13 protein-coding genes and 1 pseudogene are annotated in these 16,749 nt (G+C 43.4%); 6 read left to right on the plus strand and 8 right to left on the minus strand.

What is annotated here, in order from left to right:
* Window positions 1-3 precede the first annotated feature (3 nt).
* Window positions 4-1,043: pseudogene (gene argC / locus DW904_RS09470) on the minus strand (N-acetyl-gamma-glutamyl-phosphate reductase).
* A gap of 446 nt (window positions 1,044-1,489) precedes the next feature.
* On the opposite strand from argC, the gene DW904_RS09475 reads away from it, so the two are divergent.
* Window positions 1,490-2,725 carry an argininosuccinate synthase gene (locus tag DW904_RS09475; protein WP_118579752.1) on the plus strand — a complete coding sequence of 412 codons (1,236 nt, stop codon included), beginning with the start codon at window positions 1,490-1,492 and terminating at the stop codon, window positions 2,723-2,725.
* A gap of 142 nt (window positions 2,726-2,867) precedes the next feature.
* Here the strand turns inward: DW904_RS09475 and DW904_RS09480 are convergent, their stop codons facing one another.
* Window positions 2,868-4,028, minus strand: coding sequence for an AI-2E family transporter (locus DW904_RS09480; RefSeq protein ID WP_118579755.1), 1,161 nt, complete (start codon window positions 4,026-4,028; stop codon window positions 2,868-2,870).
* A gap of 379 nt (window positions 4,029-4,407) precedes the next feature.
* Here DW904_RS09480 and ilvB point away from each other — a divergent pair, with 379 nt between their 5' ends.
* The 3 genes from ilvB (at window position 4,408) to DW904_RS09495 (ending at window position 7,680) form a co-directional block, all read left to right on the plus strand.
* Window positions 4,408-6,126: a biosynthetic-type acetolactate synthase large subunit gene (ilvB, locus tag DW904_RS09485; RefSeq protein ID WP_118579758.1), complete on the plus strand. Its 1,719-nt coding sequence runs from the start codon at window positions 4,408-4,410 to the stop codon at window positions 6,124-6,126.
* A 34-nt stretch (window positions 6,127-6,160) separates the two neighbouring features.
* Window positions 6,161-6,658: an acetolactate synthase small subunit gene (gene ilvN, locus DW904_RS09490; RefSeq protein ID WP_334285059.1), complete on the plus strand. Its 498-nt coding sequence runs from the start codon at window positions 6,161-6,163 to the stop codon at window positions 6,656-6,658.
* 68 nt (window positions 6,659-6,726) lie between these two features.
* Window positions 6,727-7,680: a DMT family transporter gene (locus tag DW904_RS09495; RefSeq protein ID WP_264295788.1), complete on the plus strand. Its 954-nt coding sequence runs from the start codon at window positions 6,727-6,729 to the stop codon at window positions 7,678-7,680.
* 131 nt (window positions 7,681-7,811) lie between these two features.
* Here the strand turns inward: DW904_RS09495 and DW904_RS09500 are convergent, their stop codons facing one another.
* The 6 genes from DW904_RS09500 to hflK all read right to left on the minus strand — a co-directional run bounded on the left by DW904_RS09500 (window position 7,812) and on the right by hflK (window position 14,429).
* The gene (locus DW904_RS09500; protein WP_118579764.1) at window positions 7,812-9,722 is read right to left on the minus strand and encodes an ABC transporter ATP-binding protein; all 1,911 of its coding nucleotides are present in this window, start codon (window positions 9,720-9,722) and stop codon (window positions 7,812-7,814) included.
* A complete protein-coding gene (locus tag DW904_RS09505; protein ID WP_118579767.1) occupies window positions 9,719-11,476 on the minus strand; it encodes an ABC transporter ATP-binding protein in 1,758 nt (585 codons plus the stop codon). Before DW904_RS09505 ends, DW904_RS09500 begins: the two co-directional genes overlap by 4 nt.
* Window positions 11,477-11,499: 23 nt before the next feature.
* Window positions 11,500-12,000 (minus strand): MarR family winged helix-turn-helix transcriptional regulator, encoded by a 501-nt coding sequence (locus DW904_RS09510; RefSeq protein WP_118579770.1) that lies wholly within the window; start codon window positions 11,998-12,000, stop codon window positions 11,500-11,502.
* 242 nt (window positions 12,001-12,242) lie between these two features.
* Entirely contained in the window at window positions 12,243-12,515 is a 273-nt protein-coding gene (locus tag DW904_RS09515; protein WP_118579773.1) for an acylphosphatase, read from the minus strand.
* A 62-nt stretch (window positions 12,516-12,577) separates the two neighbouring features.
* Complete coding sequence (locus DW904_RS09520) at window positions 12,578-13,441, minus strand: protease modulator HflC (protein WP_118579775.1); 864 nt, start codon at window positions 13,439-13,441, stop codon at window positions 12,578-12,580.
* Window positions 13,442-13,478: 37 nt separating this feature from the next.
* Window positions 13,479-14,429 (minus strand): FtsH protease activity modulator HflK, encoded by a 951-nt coding sequence (gene hflK / locus DW904_RS09525; protein ID WP_118579778.1) that lies wholly within the window; start codon window positions 14,427-14,429, stop codon window positions 13,479-13,481.
* A 704-nt stretch (window positions 14,430-15,133) separates the two neighbouring features.
* Between hflK and DW904_RS09530 the strand changes: the two genes are divergently transcribed.
* Together DW904_RS09530 and DW904_RS09535 are read left to right on the plus strand one after the other, a co-directional pair.
* Window positions 15,134-15,811 (plus strand): response regulator transcription factor, encoded by a 678-nt coding sequence (locus tag DW904_RS09530; RefSeq protein WP_118579781.1) that lies wholly within the window; start codon window positions 15,134-15,136, stop codon window positions 15,809-15,811.
* Window positions 15,804-16,703 (plus strand): HAMP domain-containing sensor histidine kinase, encoded by a 900-nt coding sequence (locus DW904_RS09535; RefSeq protein WP_118579784.1) that lies wholly within the window; start codon window positions 15,804-15,806, stop codon window positions 16,701-16,703. The genes DW904_RS09530 and DW904_RS09535 overlap by 8 nt, the downstream gene beginning before the upstream one ends.
* The last annotated feature ends 46 nt before the right edge of the window (window positions 16,704-16,749 follow it).

Consider the following 16,749-nt stretch of genomic DNA (forward strand, 5'->3'; position numbering starts at 1 on the left):
CTTTTACGGATACATCGGAACCTGTAATAATCCTTCCGCTTCATCAAACCCAAACATCAGATTCATATTCTGAACTGCCTGTCCGGCAGCACCTTTTACCAGGTTGTCAATAGCTCCCATCATGATGATTCTGTGGGTTCTCGGATCGATCTTGAAATTCACATCCACGTAATTACTGCCCTCTACCCACTTTGTCTGCGGACACACATCCTTATCCAGAACCCTCACAAATGTCTCATTCTCATAGCATGCATCATAAGCAGCTTTTACTTCTTCGTAGGTCACATCCTTTGTCAGGGAAGCGTATGCTGTAACCAGAATGCCTCTGTTCATTGGAACAAGATGCGGGGTAAAATTAATGGTCACTTCCTGTCCGCAGGCATATCCTAACTGATCTTCGATCTCTGGTGTATGTCTGTGTGTGGCAACACCGTAAGCTTGATATTTTCATTTACTTCACAATAAAGATTATCAACCTTAGCCCCTCTTCCAGCACCCGTCGTTCCGGATTTAGCATCAATAATAATCGTGTTCGGATCAATCATTCCGGCCTTTAACAATGGGTAAATAGAAAGTGTAGAACAAGTTGGATAGCATCCCGGATTCGCGATCAGACGGGCTTTTTTGATGTCCTCACGGTTAATCTCACATAATCCGTACACAGCTTCATCAATAAACTGAGGGGATTTGTGCTCAATTCCGTACCATTTTTCATATTTCTTCACATCTTTAATACGGAAGTCTGCACTTAAATCAATTACTTTCGTTCTGGAAAGGATTCCCTCATTTACAAGAGAAGCACACAGCCCCTGCGGTGTTGCAGTGAAAATCACATCAACCTCATCTGCCAGAGCTTCCATGTTATCGTCCATACATTTTGCATCTACCAGCTTAAAAAAGTTCTGATAAATTCCTGCATATTTTTTATCAATGTAGCTTCTGGATCCATACCATGCTACTTCCACATTTTTATGTCCCAGAAGGAGACGTACAATTTCATTTCCCGCATAACCGGTTGCTCCAATAATTCCAGCTTTTATCATTTTAGTGTCCTCCATTATTATGGTGTCAAAAGCATGCTTTTTCAAACAGGCTCTAGAACTCATACTTGTTACTCTGTTCACTGGCAACAATGTCCGTTTTGTGAACGGAGTGAACAGTAACATGTGCTTTATAAACAATGATGAATGAATTATACATCTTCTTTGCATATTATGCAATAGTCATTTTTTCCTTATTTTCCATTCAATCTATCTTTTTTTGTGCATTTCAACGCGTATTTACCTATTATATGATGCATTTTTATGCAAAGTTTTTATAAATTTTTTTCAAATTTACTATTGCATATTTATGAGTATTGTTGTATATTATTCTTTGTGAATAACGTACAGAACGTAAGAGCCGTTATCACGATGAATATTTATTCAAAATTTAATATGCTTTATAACCCTATCTGTTTCAGAGGGATAAAAGAAAAGAGGTAAATATTATGAAAGAAAAAGTTGTACTTGCATATTCAGGCGGACTTGATACCACAGCATTGATTCCGTGGCTGAAAGAAACATTTGATTATGATGTTGTCTGCTGCTGCGTTAACTGCGGACAGGGAAATGAGCTGGACGGACTTGAGGAAAGAGCAAAGCTTTCCGGAGCTTCCAAATTATATATTGAGGATATCGTAGATGACTTCTGCGACAACTATATTATGCCGTGTGTTGAGGCAGGTGCTGTATATGAGCACAAATATCTTCTTGGTACTTCCATGGCACGTCCTGCTATTGCCAAGAAACTGGTTGAGATTGCAAGAAAAGAGAACGCTGTTGCAATCTGTCACGGCGCAACTGGTAAAGGAAATGACCAGATCCGTTTTGAGCTTGGAATCAAAGCTCTTGCACCAGACATCAAGATCATTGCTCCATGGCGTATGACAGACGTTTGGACCATGCAGTCCCGTGAAGACGAGATCGCGTTCTGCCAGGCTCATGGTATCAATCTTCCATTCGATGCAAAACACAGCTACAGCCGTGACCGTAACTTGTGGCACATCAGCCATGAGGGACTTGAGCTTGAGGATCCGGCGCAGGCTCCAAACTATGATGATATGTTAGTACTCAGCGTAACACCTGAGAAAGCTCCGGATAAAGAGACCGAAATCACCATGACATTTGAGGCAGGTGTTCCAAAGACCTTAAATGGAAAGGCAATGAAAGTTTCCGAGATCATCACAGAACTGAACAAGCTTGGCGGCGAGAACGGAATCGGCATTATCGATATCGTTGAGAACCGTGTTGTAGGTATGAAATCCCGTGGTGTTTATGAGACTCCTGGTGGAACAATCCTTATGGAAGCACATGAACAGCTTGAGGAGCTGATCCTTGATCGTGAAACTCTGGAAACCAAGAAGAAACTTGGCAGCCAGCTGGCTCAGGTTGTTTACGAAGGAAAATGGTTCACACCACTTCGTGAGGCAATCCAAGCATTCGTAGAGTCCACACAGAAATATGTAACTGGTGAAGTAAAATTCAAACTTTATAAAGGCAACATCATCAAAGCCGGAACCACTTCTCCATACAGCCTTTACAATGAATCTCTTGCTTCCTTCACAACAGGTGATATGTACGATCACCATGATGCAGACGGATTCATCACTCTGTTCGGTCTGCCGCTGAAAGTTCGTGCAATGAAGCTTGCAGAAGTAGAAAGTCAGAAACAGACCAACGACTGATCTTCATAAAAATAAGCAAAAAATATCTCCGGAAGTTCTTAATCCTCCCGGAGATGTTTTTTTGCAGCTTTTTTGTTTTATGTAAACCAATTATTTTCCAGCGCTTATTTTATTTAGCATCCAGCGCTCATTAAAAATTTTCTCAACTGATTTTTACCTTCTTCTGCTCCAGCCTCTCAGACACCCATTCCTTAAACAATGTATAAATTACAGACACCAACGGAATAAAAATCAGCATTCCCACAATTCCCATAAGATTTCCGCCCAGAGTCACTGCAACCAGTACCCAGATTGCCGGCAGTCCCACAGAGTTTCCAACTACGTGAGGATAGATCAGATTTCCCTCAATCTGCTGCAGGATCAAGAACAATACCAGAAATGCCAAAGCCTTCAGAGGACTTACCATCAAAATCAGGAAAAATCCCACCCAGCATCCAATAATTCCGCCAAACACAGGAATCAGCGCAGTAAAACTGATCAGCACTCCGATCAGCATTGCATATGGAAATCTTCCGATTGTCATGGAAACAAAGAACATGCTTCCCAGGATCACTGCCTCTATGCACTGCCCGGTAATAAAGCTTGAAAACACCTTACTTGCCAGTGTACAAACATGTCCCAGATATTCCACTGTTTTCACAGGTAAGATCGCATAAGCCGCTTTCAGGACCTGCCTGCCCAGCTTCTCTTTCTGAAGGAGCACATAACAGGAAAACACAAAACCAATTGCAAAATTCATAGCCATGCTCACCAATCCCATAGTCACGGTAATAGTGGATGATACCAGATTGTCCGCCCCACTTCTCAAAACGCTCACAATAGAATCAATAATTTTCTGCGGATCAATTTCTATGGTAGATGCCCATTTCACAATTTCAGAATCACTCTGGAAGGTATCTGTCAGCCATTTCTGAACTAACGGAATATCTTCTTCCACCTTTTTCACAACATTTACCAGAGTTCTTCCAAGCTCCGGTGCCACAATCAGTACTACAACGAGAATCGCCATCACCACCAGAACAATGGAAAAGATCAGGCTCACCGGTCTTGCAAATTTTGCTGCTGCGCGTCCCTTCCTGTCTTCTTTTTCCTTTGCTTTTCCAAAAACATGTCGCTCAATAAATGCCATAGGTACATTCAGCACAAACGCCATAGCTCCACCCAACACAAATGGCAGAAGAAGTCCCCACACAATTTTCACATACTTCAGCACCACATCCAGATTCTGCACTCCCAGATACAGAAGCACTGAAAAAGCGATCAGCCACCTTATCTTTTTCATATTTTCCTTATTTAGTTCCACTATTTTCAACCTCCTCCTTTCTTTCTCAGTACACTTTTGTTCTACATATCTTACCACAAAATCCACTTTTTGACCAGTTATCCCTTTCTTTTTCCCACCTCTTTTAATTCAACGTGTTACTGTTCCCTCCGTGACCAGTAACACGCTTCGCGATGCAAAAGAATCATGCTTTGCATGATTTCGCGCCGCAATTCTCTGGTTTTCTGTGAACTTTATTGACACTTTTCCACGTTAACGCTATAATATTGATTAAATATCGTTTGCTCTAGAGCGTGTTTGAAAAAGGCTTTCTGCAAGATGTGCGTCACAACTTGTGGGAGATTTTTTTATAATTATATTGTGGGGTTTTTCCCCGGCGAAAAGGAGGTATCTTCACTAAATGAAACAGATATCAGGCAATAAGCTGCTGGTAAAAGCACTGAAAGAAGAAGGTGTTGAGTACGTTTTCGGTTATCCCGGAGCATGTACCATCGATATCAGCGATGAATTATACAAACAGGATGATGTCACCGTAATCCTTCCACGTCACGAGCAGGCACTGGTTCACGCAGCCGATGCTTACGCACGTACCACTGGAAAAGTTGGCGTATGTCTTGTAACAAGCGGTCCTGGTGCTACCAACCTTGTCACAGGCCTTGCTACAGCCAATTACGACAGCGTTCCTCTGGTGTGCTTCACCGGTCAGGTAGCACGTCATCTGATTGGAAACGATGCATTCCAGGAAGTTGATATTGTAGGAATTACCCGCAGTATTACCAAGTATGGAGTCACTGTACGCAACCGTGAAGATCTTGGACGTATCATCAAGGAAGCCTTCTATATTGCACGTACCGGACGCCCTGGACCGGTTCTTATTGACCTGCCCAAGGATGTAATGGCTGAACTTGGCAGTGCAGAATATCCAAAGAGCGTAAATATCCGCGGCTACAAGCCAAACACCAGTGTCCACATCGGACAGCTGAAACGTGCGATCAAAACACTTTCCAATGCAAAAAAGCCTCTCTTCCTGGCAGGCGGCGGAATCAATATTTCCCATGCCAATAAGGTATTCCAGGAAGTAGTGGAAAAGACCGGTGTTCCGGTTGTAACTACTATTATGGGACGAGGTGCAATTCCTACCAACCATCCGCTTTTTATCGGAAACCTTGGCATGCACGGTGCCTATGCAGCCAATATGGCTGTAAGCAACTGTGACGTACTTTTTTCCATTGGAACACGTTTTAACGACCGAATCACAGGAAAGCTTCATGAATTTGCCCCTAATGCCCAGATTATCCATATTGACATTGACACGGCCTCTATTTCCAGAAACATCCAGGTAGATATTCCAATCGTTGCAGATGCAAAAGATGCCCTTGCAAAAATGTCCGAATACGTTTCCGACTATGCCAGCAAAAAATGGAACAGTGAGATAAACAGCTGGAAGCAGGAACATCCTCTTGTAATGCGTCCAAATGACAGATTAAGTCCGGTTGACATCATTAACCAGATCAACTGCCAGTTTGAAGAAGCCATCATTGTCACGGATGTCGGACAACACCAGATGCTGGTTTCCCAGTATGCTGAGATCACACCAGGCAAACAGCTTGTTATGTCCGGAGGACTTGGCACCATGGGATACGGTTTTCCCGGTGGTGTAGGCGCAAAGATCGGTAATCCGGACAAACCGGTTATTGTTATTTCCGGCGACGGTGGAATGCAGATGAATATTCAGGAATTTGCCACAGCTGTTCTGGAAGAGCTTCCACTGATCCTTTGTGTATTTAATAACGAATATCTTGGTATGGTTCGTCAGTGGCAGAAGCTTTTCTATGGCAAACGCTACAGCATGACCAATCTTCGCTCCGGTGCCCTTTCCCGCCGTACAAATGGCGAGGAATACCCGAAATATACACCGGATTTTGTAAAGCTGGCAGAAAGCTACGGTGCCAAAGGGATCCGGGTTTTCAATAAAAATGAGGTTGCCGCAGCCTTTGAAGAAGCAAAGAAAAATACCAAAGTTCCGACTCTGATCGAGTTCATCATTGATCCTGAAGAAATGGTTTATCCGATGGTAAAGCCTGGCGGAACACTGGAAGATTTAATTATGGATTGTTAATTAACAGGAGGTTTATCCAATGGCAGATAAAGGCATGAAAAAAAGATGGATTTCCCTCTACGTAGAAAACCAGGTAGGTGTTCTGTCCAAGATTTCCGGACTTTTCTCCGGCAAAAGCTATAACCTGGACAGCCTCACCGTTGGTACTACAGAGGATCCTACCGTTTCCCGAATGACCATCGGAACTGTAAGCGACGATGAAACGTTCGAACAGATCAAGAAACAGCTGAACCGAATGGTAGAAGTCATCAAAGTTATTGATTTCACCAATATGTTCGTCCGCATGAAAGAGATTCTTTACATCAAGGTTTTTAACTGCTCTTCTGAGGACAAAGTTGAATTATTCCAGATTGCTGAGACTTTCAAAGCCAGAGTCATTGATTACGGTAAAGACAGCCTGCTTCTGGAATTCGTACAGACAGCGACCAAAAATGATGCAGTTGTCAAACTGATCAAAGAAGAATTCGGCCGCATCGAAGTAGTCCGAGGTGGAAGTGTAGGAATTGAATCCATCAGCATGATGGAAAGATAATTTAAACGATGATGCCCCTCCTGTTAAAGGAGGGCATTTTTGTAAATTTTACGAGGGGATAATTCATTATGAAAAAACAACAAATACCATTAAAAAATTCACTGATTCTCCTTTTGACAGCAACGATCTGGGGAATCGCCTTTGTAGCACAAAGTGAGGGCGGTGAAGCTGTCGGCCCTCTCACTTTCAATGCCACAAGAAACATTATCGGTTCTCTGGTGCTGATCCCGGTTATTTTACTGCTCAATAAAATAAATCCACAGAGCAATTCAGCTGATTTCACAGAATCCGACAGACAGCCAATGGCATCCAGCGGTTCAAATCCATTTTCCCGCAACAAAACCTTAATTGCCGGCGGCATAATCTGCGGTATCTGCCTGTGTCTTGCTTCCAACTTCCAACAGTTTGGTATCCAGTACACCTCCGTTGGAAAAGCAGGTTTTCTCACTGCATGCTACATTATCATCGTCCCGATTCTTGGACTTTTTATGAAAAAGAAATGCAGTCCTTTTATCTGGGTTGCGGTTGTAATGGCACTGATTGGTCTCTATCTGCTTTGCATCACAGACGGCTTTTCCATTGGAAAGGGAAACTTTCTGGTCCTGATCTGTGCTTTCCTGTTTTCCCTGCACATTCTGGTCATTGATTACTTTTCACCAAAGACAGATGGAGTAAAAATGTCTTGCATCCAGTTTCTGGTCTGCGGAATCCTCACTGCTATCCCAGCCATAATTCTGGAGCATCCCAATCTTTCTTCATTCAGTGGTGCCTGGGGCGCTACTCTCTATGCCGGCGTTATGTCCTGCGGTGTCGCCTACACCCTCCAGATCGTGGGCCAGAAAAATATGAACCCAACCGTAGCCTCCCTGATTCTCAGTCTGGAATCCTGCATCTCTGTCCTCGCCGGCTGGATTATCTTAGGACAGAAATTAAGCACCCGGGAAATCATCGGTTGTGTGGTAATGTTCGGGGCTATCGTTCTTGCCCAGCTGCCGCAGAAAGAAACTGCCAGTGAAAAATAACGCGCTCTAGAGCCTGTTTGAAAAATTCTTGCAGAAAGCCTTTTTCAAACACGCTCTAAATCTTCCAAAACCCAAAGTAAGAGGTAACGCTTGAACCTTCCAAACGTTACCTCTTACTTATTTACCCCATATCACCCATTATACAGCTGATAATATTTACCTTTCTGCGCAATTAACTCATCATGAGAGCCTCTCTCAATAACACGTCCCTGCTCCAGAACCATAATACAGTCACTGTTTCTGACTGTGGATAACCTATGTGCAATTGCAAATGTAGTTCTGCCTTCCATCAGCTTATCCATACCATCCTGTACAAGCTTCTCTGTACGGGTATCAATAGAGCTGGTAGCCTCATCCAGGATCAGAACCGGCGGATCTGCTACTGCCGCCCTGGCAATTGCAAGCAGCTGTCTCTGTCCCTGGCTTAAATTAGCACCATTATTGCGAAGCATAGTATGATAACCATCCGGCAGTCTTCGGATAAAGCCATCTGCATTCGCCAGCCTGGCAGCTGCAATAACTTCCTCATCTGTGGCATCCAGTTTTCCATAACGGATATTCTCCATAACGGTAGCAGTAAACAGATTAGTATCCTGAAGAACGATACCCATGGAACGTCTCAGATCACCCTTTTTGATCTTATTTATATTGATGCCATCATAACGGATCTTACCATCCTGAATATCATAGAAACGATTCAGAAGATTGGTAATTGTCGTCTTACCGGCACCCGTGGAGCCGACAAATGCAATTTTCTGTCCTGGCTTCGCATACATCTTCACATCGTGAAGCACAATCTTGTCATCACGATATCCGAAGTCAACGCCATCCAGAACAATATCACCTTTCAATTCGATATAATCTGTTTTGCCAGTGGCTTTGTGAAAATGCTTCCATGCCCAGCGTCCTGTACGTTTCTTGGACTCAACCAGCTTACCATTCTCTTCTTTCACATTTACCAGGGTCACATATCCGTCATCTACCTCCGGCTTCTCGTCCAGAAGGTCGAAGATACGCTTCGCTCCGGCAAGTGCCATAACAATACTGTTAAACTGCTGGCTTACCTGGTTGATCGGCTGGCTGAAGCTCTTGTTAAAAGTAAGAAAACTTGCCAGGCCGCCAAGAGTAAATCCACCCACACCATTTACTGCCAGCACGCCGCCAACAATGGCACACAGCACATAGCTGATATTCCCAATCTGTGCACAGGTAGGCATCAGCACGTTTGCAAATTTATTGGCATTATTCGCGCTCTCAAACAGCTGGTCATTCAGCTCATTAAACTTCTCAAGGCTTTCTTCCTCATGGCAGAATACCTTTACAACCTTCTGGCCTTCCATCATTTCCTCGATGTAACCATTTACAATACCAAGATTCTTCTGCTGCTCCATGAAATACTTGCCGCTGAGTCCTGCAAGATTTTTACTTGCCACCAGCATCACTCCAACCATGACCAGAGTCACGATGGTAAGAGGCACATTCAAAATAATCATACTTATCAATACACTGACAATGGTGATCACACTGGAGATCAGCTGTGGAATACTCTGGCTGATCATCTGGCGCAGTGTATCAATATCATTGGTGTAGATAGACATGATATCGCCATGTGCATGTGTATCAAAATATTTAACAGGAAGTGTTTCCATGCGCTCAAACATCTCATTTCGAAGATTGCGTAGGGTGCCCTGACTGACATAGATCATCAGACGGTTGTACGTATATGTGCACGCCACCCCAATTGCATAAAAACAGGCTACACGAAGAATTGCCATTGCAAGAGGATGGAAATCCGGAGTCTCAGATTGAAGCATAGGCATGATATACTGGTCAATCAAAGTCTTCATAAACATGGTTCCCTGCACATTGGCAAGAACACTTACCACAATGCCGATCACAACTACAATAATATGGATCCTGTAGTTCTTAAAAATATACCCCATCAGTCTTCCAAGCATCTTGCCCGGATTCTCTACCATAGGGCCTGAACGGAAGGCTGCCCCGCTGCGGCCTGGCTTCTTTATCGGTCTTTCATTGCTCATGCCTGCTCACCTCCTCTATTCTCATCAAAATCTCCACCACCCTTTATCTGTGAATTATAAACCTCCTGATAAATGGCATTGGTTTTCATCAGTTCCTCATGAGTTCCAAATCCGCTGATTTTTCCCTCATCCATGACAATGATCCTGTCCGCACTCTGAATACTGGAAATACGCTGTGCAATGATCAACTTGGTAGTATCCGGAATTTCTTCTGCAAAAGCTCTTCTGATACGTGCATCTGTGGCAGTATCTACCGCACTTGTGGAATCATCCAGAATCAGTACTTTGGGTTTCTTAAGAAGAGCTCTGGCGATACACAGACGCTGTTTCTGACCGCCGGAAACATTGGTTCCGCCCTGCTCAATATAAGTATTGTATTTGTCCGGCATTTTCTCAATGAAGTCATCCGCACAGGAAAGCTGACACGCTCTGCGGCACTCTTTCTCCGAAGCCTCTTTATTTCCCCAGCGCAGATTCTCCAGAATGGTACCGGAAAACAGCACATTCTTCTGAAGTACAACTGCCACCTGGTTACGCAGACTATCCATATGGTAGTCACGCACATCCACACCTCCAACTTTCACTGATCCGGAGCTTACATCATAAAGCCGGCTGATCAGGTTTACCAGACTGGACTTGGCGCTTCCGGTTCCACCGATAATACCAATAGTTTCTCCTGCGCGGATAGAAAGATTGATATCCTTCAGCACCGGCTCCTTACTGTCCTTCTTATAGCTGAAATCCACATGGTCAAATTCAATACTTCCGTCTGCAACTTCCATAACCGGATCCTGCGGATCATGAAGATCTGCTGTTTCATTGATAACCTCAGTTACACGCTCTGCACTTGCTGCGCTCATGGTGACCATAACAAATACCATGGAGAGCATCATAAGGCTCATAAGAATATTCATACAATATGTAAGAAGACTCATCAATTCACCTGTAGTCAGACTGCCGCCAACGATCATGTTCGCACCAAGCCAGCTGATTCCAAGAATACATGCATATACTGTAAACTGCATAACCGGCATATTCATAACTACCAGCTTCTCAGCTCTTACAAACATTTCGTAAACTTTATTGCAGGCTTTCTGAAACTTAGTGGTCTCATATTCCTCACGTACATAAGCCTTCACAACGCGGACTGCGCTGATATTCTCCTGCACGCTGGCATTTAAATCGTCATATTTCTCAAATACTTCCCGGAAATACTTCGTCGCCTTTTTCATAATAAATACGAGAAAACATCCAAGAAAAATAACGGCAATAAGGTAAATGCTGGCAACCCTTGCATTGATCATAAACGCCATCGCCATGGCACAGATCAGACTGGCCGGGGCACGGGTACACATACGCAGGATCATCTGGTATGCATTCTGCAGGTTGGTCACGTCTGTAGTCAGACGTGTGATCAGACTTGCAGTACTGAACTTGTCAATGTTTGAAAATGAAAATGTCTGAATGTTCGTATACATTGCTTTACGAAGATTACGGGCAAAACCGGAGGATGCGTATGCTCCGTATTTTCCCCCAAGAATACCGGTAACAAGTCCTGCAACAGCAAGAAGCGCCATAATGGCACCTTTTCTGTAAAGATAACTGATATTACCGGCTTCCACACCGTTGTCGATCATATCTGCCATTACAAGAGGAATCATTGTCTCCACCACAACCTCCAGTATCATAAATACCGGTGTGAGGAAGGAGGCCTTCTTAAACTCCTTTACCTGGGCAAGTAATGTCTTTATCATCAGGTTCTCCCCTTTCTTTTTTGTTAGTTTTCATCCCGCAGACAGCACTCTCTTTGGGCATTTTCCCGGATCATGTCCAGAACTTCCATAAAGCATTCCAGTTTTTCCTGGGGAATATCAGACTTTAACACATCCTGGATCCTGTCAAAATTCTCCATAATTTCCATCTGAAATTCCATCCCCTTTTCCGTAAGCACCAGACGCTTCAACCTGGCATCTCTTGGAATAGATTCTCTGGTAATAAGCCCTTTCTTCTCCATTGCCTGAAGGATTCCTGACGCAGTAGAACGCGCCATCTGAAATTCTGCTTCCAGGTCTTTCTGAAAAACAGCTTCTTCTGAATGCCGGTACAGATAACCAATGATCCAACCCTGCATGCGGTTAATTCCGGCTTTCTCATCCACCTTGGACTGATACGAATTCACCAGACGCCCAATTACCTGATTGAGAGTACGAACCTCATACCCTATTTGCCGTTCCGCCCTGCAGCACTCATCAGGACCAGTTTTCTTCTTTTTCTCCATCTTTCCCTTCTTTCATATACTTCCATACAAAATAGTTCATGTGCGAACTGTTCGGGTTCGAACTGTTCGTGCACGAACTAATTATAAGGGGCATGTTTCTGAATGTCAATCCTGTTTTTTCAATATCCGCTTTGCTATTTGCTCGCGGAGCGTTTTTTGTGTAATAGGAAATTACTCCGTAATATTCCTATTACACAAAAAAATACCAGAAGCAAAATTCCCATTGCTCCTGGCATCCCTTTTTATTTCGAATAAAAGCTCCACTCCCTTTCATCCACAGGCAGGTCTTCCATCTGATAATTCTCAATCCGGATGAAACTTCCCATCTCGATTTCCTGAATCATACGCTCAATTCCGGAAAGCTCTCCCTGGACTTCCATTTCCACTCTGCCATCCCACAGATTGTCCACCCAGCCGGTAAGATCATTGGCTCTCGCCGCATTTTTGGCACGGTAACGAAATCCAACGCCCTGCACCTGCCCGGAAAAATATATGTGTTTTCTCACTATCGCCATCTTTTGTCACTCCTTATGTACCTTATGATATACGTCAATACCGGCAGATGCAAGAATTTTTATTATTTTCCCTCAAAAATCTGAGCAATCGGGGAATCCGATGACAAAATAACGGTCTTGTTTTCTCCTTGCATAGAAGCTTTCAGTGCTTCAAGACTTCTTACGAAGGAATAAAATTCACTTCTCTCATCTTCCCCATAAGCCTGGGAAAGAATTTTCATATATTCCTGTTCCCCTTCTGCCTTCAAAATCTCAGCCTGCTTCTTCGCATCTGAAATCTGAATGGTCACTTCCTTATCCGTCTTGTTCTGGATTACTTTTGCTTCTGAATCGCCTTCTGCTTTATATGTAGCAGCAATATTATCACGCTCTGAGATCATTCTCTCATACACAGCAGCCTTATTATCGTCCGGCAGATCCAGCTGCTTTGTTTCAAATTTAATCAGCTCTATTCCATATTGTTCCATATTATCTCCAATGGCTTCCATCACCATATCCGATAATTCTCCGTCACGGCTTGTGATCACTCTGTCCTGGGAAAGACTGCTGATCACATTTTTTGTGGCATTATATACGGCCGTATTAATTCGGCTCTCGCTGTTTTCCAAAGAAGAGTTCAGAGTCTGTGCAAATTTAAGGGGATCTGTGATTCTCCACAAAACATAGCTGTCACTGATCATGGTTTTCTTGTCCTTGGTAATCACATCAGATGCTTCCAAATCATATAACAACGTTTCCTTTGGTAAAGACTGTGTTCTTTCTATCAATGGAATTTTAAAGCTGATTCCCGGTTCGCAGATCACTCTGTCAACTTTACCAAACTGACGGATCAGCTTGTATTCATTTTGTTGGGTTATAGTTATGGAAGAACCGATTATTACTGCTCCGAGAATGCCTGCTATAAGTGCCGCTTTTTTCATTTTCATAATTTTTTATCCTTTCTATCAGATACTTATCTTAACTTCACTTAGTTTCTTCACTTGTATCTTCTTCTGTTTTCCAGTCTCCGGAAAAAGAATCCAGCGGCAATATCTTTTCCACGCCACTTCCGTTGTCGATCACAATCTTCATACCAGGCAGCACATCTTCCATGGTTTCATAGAACATTCGCATTTTTGTGGTCTCCGGATTCTTCACATATTCCTCATACATTGCATTAAATCTTGCCACTTCAGCTTCTGCCTCATTGATCCTCACCTGTTTTTGTGCCTCCGCATCCTGAATAATCTGGTCTGCCTGGGCCTGCGCTTCGGGAAGCTTTTCGTTCCTGTATTTATTGGCATTGTTAAGCGCCGTTTCCTTTCCCTGTTTCGCAGTTTCCACCTCTTTAAATGCTTTCATCACTTCTTCAGTAGGCGGCTCGGAATCTTGTATTGTTATGTTAACCAACTGAATTCCAAGATCCTGTTCCTCCATCTGATTCAAAATCATCTCTTTGATCTTGCTCTGGATTTCTCCTTTTCCGGTGGTCAGAACCTCATCCACGTTATAGCTTGCTATCACAGTTCGGATACAGCTTTGCGCAATATTTTTTAAAATCTCTTCCGGCTGCTCAGATGTGTAAAGATATTTTACAGGTTCTGAAATTCGATATTCTACAAAGAAATCCACATCAATAAAATTGTAATCCGAAGTGATCATGATTCCTTCATTTTCCACCACCTCATTGTTCCCCATACTGTATCCGATTGGAAATCCCTGGATCGTGGTATTTACCTTCTGCACCTGCTGTACAAAAGGGACTTTGAAATGTAATCCCGTTTCATTCACTGCCTTTGGCACTCCAAAGGTTGTGAGTACTGCCTGTTCCTGCTCCTGAATCTGGTAAGTTGTATCCAGCGCTAATCCCCCTGCCACTATAAACCCGGCAGCACCGATTGCCAGATATTTCATTTTTCCATTTCGCTTATTCATTTTTCTCCTCCATTTCTCTTACTAACAATAGTTGTAAAGCGTTCAAAAAGGGAAAAAAAAGACTTTTATCCCAGGCACTGTTATAATGCCTGAAATAAAAGTCTCGCTGATTATCTCATAATGCGGGTAGTTTCATCTACCGTTCTGACGCATTTATGCACCATTCAGAAAAAATGGATTTCCTTTTATCTCTTCATGGCCGCTACTCCCTTTTCTTTGAGCGGTATCATATCATAAGTATTCATGAAAATCAAGATGTTTTTTTATGTTTTTCAGTTCTTATTAATGCCTTGTTGCTGTTCAGGGGCTAACCCTGTGTTACTGTTCACTCCGTTCACAGTAACGCGCTTCGCGATGCACAGAAATCATGCATTCGCATGATTTCGCGCCGCAATTCTCGGGTTTTCTGTGAACTTTGTTCACAAAAAACGCCTCGCGGAATGTTACCAGTGAACAGTAACAACCCTGTTTCAAAAAACAGGACAACTTTTTAGAGAATATGGATTTCTTTACATTAGCATGATACAATTAAGAAAGTAAAAAAACGGCACAGCATAGATCATCCGGCTTGCTGATTGGGATACAGTGAAAACAAACAAATTTGCAAACAGAGCAATAGCCAATAGCCTATCTTCTAAACTGTGAGAACGAAAAATTGCCCAAGGAAATAATGGTGGCATTTGAATAACGAGGGAGTGAGATACATGGAACAATTATTGATTATTGAAGATGATATAGGGTTGAATCAGGGTTTAAGTAAAGCACTGAAAGCAGATGACCGTCAGATTATATCCTGCCAAGACCTAAAAACGGCGAAGGAACAGCTGCTTTGCGGCGGTGTATCCCTGATCCTGCTGGATATCAATCTGCCGGATGGCAGTGGGCTTGAGCTGCTCCGTGAGATCAAGGAAAACACGCCCGGGATTCCTGTTATTCTGCTGACTGCCAATGACACCGATCTGGACATCGTAGACGGACTGGAGAGGGGCGCTGATGATTACATTACCAAGCCCTTTTCTCTTTCGGTTTTGCGGGCAAGGGTGAATACCCAACTGCGAAAGCAAGCGTCAAACAAAAAAAATGCGCCGTTCCATATGGATCTATTTCACTTTGACTTTGAGGCTATGACCTTTTATGTGGGAGATTCAAAAGTGGAATTGAGTAAAACAGAACAAAAATTACTGCGTCTGCTTGTTGAAAATCGTGGTCGAACCATGACCCGTGGAGACCTTGTCGACCGGATCTGGACAGATGGCGCAGAATATGTGGATGAAAATGCTTTGTCTGTTACGATCAAGCGTCTGAGGGATAAGCTTGGTGCACAGAAATACATTAAAACCGTCTATGGAATCGGTTATAGCTGGGTGATAAAAGATGAATAAAGCCGGCATTGTGATCCTGCTGCTGTGTTTTCTGGCGGCGGCAGCTATTGTATTATGGGAGCGGAGAAAGGCCAGAAAAACGATGGAAAAAATCGAAAGGATGCTGGACGCTGCCATGACCGGCTCCTTTTCTGAAACCAATTTTGATGAAAGCCAGCTGTCTGCATTGGAAACGAAGTTTGCGCACTATCTTTCCGCCGCAGAAGCATCTTCTCGAAATGTAGCGCAGGAAAAAGACAAAATCAAAACCTTGATTGCGGACATCTCCCACCAGACGAAAACGCCGATTGCTAACCTGCTGTTATACAGCGAGCTTCTGATGGAGGAAACTCTGCCTGCATCGGCGAAGGCAAATGTGGAGGCGCTGTACAAACAATCGGAAAAGCTGCGATTTTTGATTGATTCTCTCGTAAAGCTTTCCAGACTGGAAAACGGGATCATTTCACTCGCCCCCCAGCAAGCAGCGCTGCAGCCGCTGCTTGAAAGCGTAGTAGAACAATATGCCGCCAAGGTTTCTGAAAAAGGATTATCTTTGCAACTGCAAGATACCGATGCTTTTGCTGTATTCGACTTCAAATGGACAGCGGAAGCGCTGGCTAATATCGTAGACAATGCCATCAAATATACAGAGCATGGCACCATTACTATTTCTGCTGTAAGCTATGAAATGTTTGCAAGGATTGATATATCGGATACCGGTTCGGGCATTTCGGAAAGTGAGCAAGCGAAGATATTTGCTCGCTTTTACCGATCAAACAGTGTGCAGAAACAAGAAGGTGTGGGCATCGGCTTATACCTTGTCCGACAGATCATATCCGGCGAGGGCGGTTATATCAAGGTTGCTTCCGTTCCGGGAAAAGGAAGTACGTTTTCCATATTTCTGCCGAAATAACAACAATTCTATCAAAACTGTTAGATTTCATTTTCCGCCGGAAAGA

The organism is Ruminococcus sp. AM42-11 (genome assembly GCF_003480145.1).
Lineage (GTDB): Bacteria > Bacillota > Clostridia > Lachnospirales > Lachnospiraceae > Blautia_A > Blautia_A faecis.